The organism is Xanthomonas sp. NCPPB 3959 (genome assembly GCF_056675575.1).
In genome coordinates, this window is sequence record NZ_JBWWVR010000001.1 from 302,120 (window position 1) to 306,697 (window position 4,578).

The 4,578-nt window shown below is 61.7% G+C and carries 5 protein-coding genes; 1 reads left to right on the forward strand and 4 read right to left on the reverse strand.

Annotation, left to right across the window (positions count from 1 at the left end):
* Positions 1-113: 113 nt before the first annotated feature.
* Entirely contained in the window at positions 114-428 is a 315-nt protein-coding gene (gene bamE, locus AC1KVG_RS01210; RefSeq protein ID WP_065047407.1) for an outer membrane protein assembly factor BamE domain-containing protein, read from the forward strand.
* Positions 429-574: 146 nt separating this feature from the next.
* Here bamE and AC1KVG_RS01215 read toward each other — a convergent pair whose 3' ends face one another.
* From AC1KVG_RS01215 to AC1KVG_RS01230, 4 genes are all read right to left on the reverse strand, one after another.
* Positions 575-766, reverse strand: a complete 192-nt coding sequence (locus AC1KVG_RS01215) for a hypothetical protein (RefSeq protein WP_127159917.1) — start codon at positions 764-766, stop codon at positions 575-577.
* A gap of 10 nt (positions 767-776) precedes the next feature.
* A complete protein-coding gene (locus tag AC1KVG_RS01220) occupies positions 777-1,316 on the reverse strand; it encodes a hypothetical protein (RefSeq protein ID WP_481093238.1) in 540 nt (179 codons plus the stop codon).
* Positions 1,317-1,726: 410 nt separating this feature from the next.
* On the reverse strand, positions 1,727-2,263 hold the full coding sequence (locus AC1KVG_RS01225; RefSeq protein ID WP_481093239.1) for a hypothetical protein: 537 nt from the start codon (positions 2,261-2,263) through the stop codon (positions 1,727-1,729).
* Between the two features lie 82 nt (positions 2,264-2,345).
* Positions 2,346-3,839, reverse strand: coding sequence for an Ig-like domain-containing protein (locus AC1KVG_RS01230; RefSeq protein ID WP_481093240.1), 1,494 nt, complete (start codon positions 3,837-3,839; stop codon positions 2,346-2,348).
* Positions 3,840-4,578 lie beyond the last annotated feature (739 nt).

The following is a 4,578-nucleotide window of genomic DNA, read 5'->3' on the forward strand; positions in this document are numbered from 1 at the left end:
CCCCCTGTACGGCCGGCATTTTCGCACCCCACGGGTGACGTGCCAAGTGCGCTCGCGGCGGCTACAATTTCGCACGGTTCGCCGACGGCGTCGACCGGAAACAGGGGAAAAACATGAAAGGGATACTTTGTGCGGTCGCCCTGGCGGCCGCAGTCGCCGGCTGCCAGACCACCGGCCATAAAATCACCACGATCGACATCGGTGCCAGCCGCGACCAGGTGATCGCCACGCTTGGCCGTCCGGATTCAATCCGGACGCTGGGCGACTTTGAAGTGCTCAATTACCTCAATCGTCACCGCACGCGCGTGTCCATGACGCACACCGATTACGCGGTGGTGCTCAAGGATGGCAAGGTGAGTCAATTCGGTCCCGGGCAGGTGAGACGGGATGGATTGCATTCGGTGGTGATCGATGGGTCGACGCGATAACGCGGTGAGCCATGACTTGATGGCGTAGCGGGCTGGCACTGGGCGTGCTTGGCATGTCCTGGGTCGGGGCCAGCTTATGTTGCTGTCAGGCGGAATGCCGCGCCTGACTGCCACAGCGGCTTGATCGAATCCGTTGCAGCTGCACTTCAGGCATCCCACGTCACCATCTGTTTTTCAGTCTGCTGGCGTCGCCTTATCGCGGTGAGCAGTTTACTTTGGCGATCGGCAAACCCGCAGATGTAACGAAAGCGGCGGCGAAGAGCGACGGTCCCAAGTATTTCCAGCGTGACATGGTTCTTTGGAACCCGTGGGCGCATGTCTTGCTTGAGGATCGGCACGACGCTGGCGTCAGTGTGGGGGTAGAACCACGTCCGGCAAGCTCACGCCCAATCGTTCCCGTACCTTTACCGACGCAGCCGCATCGGCTTTGGCGACAATATCCATTCCCCGCAAGAATATCGCCTGATCGGGACTTTCTTGATAGAGCCCCCTGATGCTTGCCCTGCTCATGCGGCAGGCGCATCCAGTCGCTGCGGAGACGCTCATTGCCAACGTGATGCCAGGCGCGTCGGGTCCCGTCGGTCCCTTCCTCCACTTGAATGCGAGGATGATCTCCCAGTAGCCGACTGGATGCCACTCCATGCGACGGGTGGTTAGACGGAATCCCGACCGTTCATAAGATTCGACGTAGAGACGTTCCAGCGCCTGCGGCGTAATGCCGGTATGAGATAACTCAGGGACAGAGATAACGATCGCGTAGTTTGTTGGAGACGAGTCCATGCGGCGGTTGGTTTGATGCAATCCGGGCTGTTCATAAGGTTCGAGATATGCGCTTTCCAGGGCCTGCGGGGTAACACCTGTATGTGACACGTCAATGAAAGGAATCACTAGCGCGGCGCATACATCGCTCAGTCGCACCGCACCACCAGACCTGTCTGCGTAACCAGCAGATCGATCCCCGATAGGGGGCCGCCCAACAGCGCGGACCATCTCCTGCCGCCCGGTCCGGTCGGGTACGTTCCCACCGTGGAGGTCCAGTCGATCGCGGGTTGGCGCTGGACGTGCCCAGATTGACGACGATGTAGGCACCGCCCCGGACGCTTCCGACAGGGCCGAAGCACCCAGACTCGACAGGCGCCGGCAACGCGCAAGGGGTTTGCAAGGGGCCATCAGACTGCAGCCCATAACGCTGGAGACGTATGCGTGAAATGTCCCAGGCGGCCTGAGTCGGCTAAGCCGTCGTCACGGGTATCCACTATTGCTGCGGAGGGATAGCGCGTGTCTCGGAGGCAGTAATATCAGGGTTTGGGCATATCGATAGCAGGCAAGCTCATTCCCAACCGTTGCCGGACCTTTGCCAAAGCGGCCGTATCGGCTTTGATGAGCGCACGCGCTCCCCGTGCGACTAATGTCGGATCCGGACTATAGGCATCGGCCCCTATGAAACTTTCTCTCGTAACGGAGCAGCCACATGCGTCCGGCCGACTGATCAAGATACTGAGCGTAGTGCCAGGCGCGTCAGGTCCCTTCGGCGCACTCTTCAGCTGGAACACGAGCTCGATATTCCAAATGCCGTTGGGATACGACCGCCTGTGGCGGTTTGCCAGGCGGAATCCAGACTGCTCATAGGATTCGATGTAAGCGCGTTCCAGCGCCCGCATCGACATGCCGATATGAGGCCACTGTTGAGGAATGGGCCGACCTTCGGGGATCTGCTGCGACGTGCCGGCATCAGGCACTTTGGTAACGGAAGGACGACTTTGCGCGGCGGATGAGTGGTTCATCAATAATCCCAGGGTCATGGTGGCGATCAGGATCAATCGACGGGCTTGCATGTTGCGGTCTCCGGTTCTTGGGACATCTTGCCCCCTATAACGATTTCAATGGCCGCCGCCCGTCGGGGGCGGCGGCCATCGCTCAGTCGCGCCGCACCACCAGACCTGTCTGCGCAACCAGCAGATCGATCCCCGACACCGTGCCGCCCAGTAGCGCGGCCCATCCAGTGTTCCCCAGTCCCGTTGGGTACGTTCCAGCCGTGGCCGTCCAGTCGATCACGGGCTGGCTAGACGCCCCGAGGTTGACGACGATGTAGCCACCGCCCTGGACGCTTCCGACAGAGGCCGACGCACCGACAACAATAGTCATCGCATTGTCGCGGGGCGGGCTCTTCGACACCACCAGGGTGATGCTCGCACTGGCAGTCATCTTGCCGTCGCTGACCGAGTAGGTGAACGTGTCGGTACCGATGAAGCCGCTCTTCGGCCGATACGTATAGCTGCCATCGCGGTTGCGCGTCAGTGAACCCTTCGACGGATTGGTGAGGCTCAGCGTCAGCGCATCACCGTCCGGGTCGTCGACCAGGCAGTCGAAGTCGATCCGCACGCTGCCGTCCTTCTGTACCTGGAACGAGGCGCTCTGGGCGGTGGGTGCGCGGTTCACCTTCTGCACCGTGATGTTCACCATGGCTACGCCCGACTGCGCATCGCCATCGGTCGCCCGGTAGCTGAAGCTGTCGGTGCCGTACCAGCCCTTGTCGGGCGTGTAGGTGTAGCTGCCATCGGCATTGAGCGACAACTTGCCATGGGACGGTGCGCAGACGAGCAGGGTGGCGAGGCGGTCGCCGTCGGCATCGGTGTCGTTGCCGAGCACATCGATGCGCACGGCGGCACCGATCATGGTGGTGGCCTTGTCGTCCTTGGCCACTGGCGCACGGTTCGGCGCCAGTACCGTGATGCTGACGGTGACCGGCCTGGAGTCGAGTGCGCCATCGGTTGCCACGTACGTGAACGTATCGGTCCCGGCAAAGCCGGACTTCGCGGTATAGCTGAAGCTGCCGTCGCGGTTGCGGGTCAGCGTGCCGTTCTTGGGCGAGGTGGCGAGCTTCGCGGTCAGGCCGTCGCCGTCGACATCGCTGTCGTTGACGAGCACGTCCAGGCGCGTTGCCACGCCAGCACGTACGGTGAAGGCATCCGCAGCTGCAACCGGCGCCTGGTTTACAGGCGCCACGCGAATCCAGACCATTGCCGGGTTCGAGCGGTACTGACCGTCAAACGCCTGATAGGTAAAGCCGTCCAGGCCGTACCAGTTGGCGTCCGGTGTATACGTATAGGTCCCGTCCGGATTGAGCGACAGGCTACCGTGGCTCGGGCCGCAGACCAGCACGGCCCGCAGGTCGTCACCGTTGATATCCCAGTCGTTGGCGGTTGGGTCGATCCGTACCGAACCGTTCTCCTTGAGGTCCACCACATCGTCGAACGCAAGCGGCGGCAGGTTCGGGCCCAGCACCGTGACTGTGACCGTCGCGGTGTTGGAATTGGCCTTCCCATCGTTGACCACGTAGGTGAACGTGTCGGTGCCGGTAAAGAAACAGTCCGCGGAGTGGCCGGCGCGTTCCAGGGCTCGCGGCGACATGCCGGTATGAGGCGTGTCGCCGACTGTCTCGCTTTCTGACTAAATTTGTGCCGCGAGATGCGCCGTGGATGAGAAACGCCGGGGTCAGGTGGACGCCAGGATCATTCGGCGAGCGGCGATGCAGTCCTTTTGTGTGAGTCTGGGGGTGTGAGCTCGATAACGGGCAAGCTTACCCCCAACCGTTGCCTGACCTTTGCCAGCGCAGCGGTATCGGCTTTGATGAGAAGACGTTCTCCCCGTGCGGACGCTGCCAGATCGGAACTGCCGGTGTCAGCCCACCTGAAGTCTAGCCTGCTCACGGAGCATCCGCATCTGGCTGGCTGGGGGCTAGAGATGCGCAGTATGGTGCCAGGCGCGTCGGGTCCCTTCGGCGCACTCTTCAACTGAAACGTGAGTTCGATCAACCAGTTGCCTGGGGGCGGCGACACATCCCGCCTGGACAGCCGGAATCCGGACTGCTCATACGATTCGATGTAGGCTCGCTCCAGCGCCCGCATCGACATGCCAACATGAGACCAATATGGGTTGATGGGCCGACCTTCCGGGATACCGGCATCAGGCACTTCGGTGACGGAGGGGCGACTTTGCGCGGCGGATGGGTGGTTCATCAGTAGTCCCATGGTCAGGGTGGCAATAACGATCAATCGACGGGCTTGCATGTTGCGGTCTCCGGTTCTTGAGACATCTTGCCTCGATATGAATTTCAATGGCCGCCGCCCGGTAAGGCGGCGGCCATCGC

Coding starts and splice junctions, on each gene's coding strand:
- bamE (WP_065047407.1), top strand. CDS start 114: ATGAAAGGGATACTTTGTGCGGTCGCCCTGGCGGCCGCAGTCGCCGGC.
- AC1KVG_RS01225 (WP_481093239.1), bottom strand. CDS start 2,263: ATGCAAGCCCGTCGATTGATCCTGATCGCCACCATGACCCTGGGATTA.
- AC1KVG_RS01230 (WP_481093240.1), bottom strand. CDS start 3,839: ATGTCGCCGCGAGCCCTGGAACGCGCCGGCCACTCCGCGGACTGTTTC.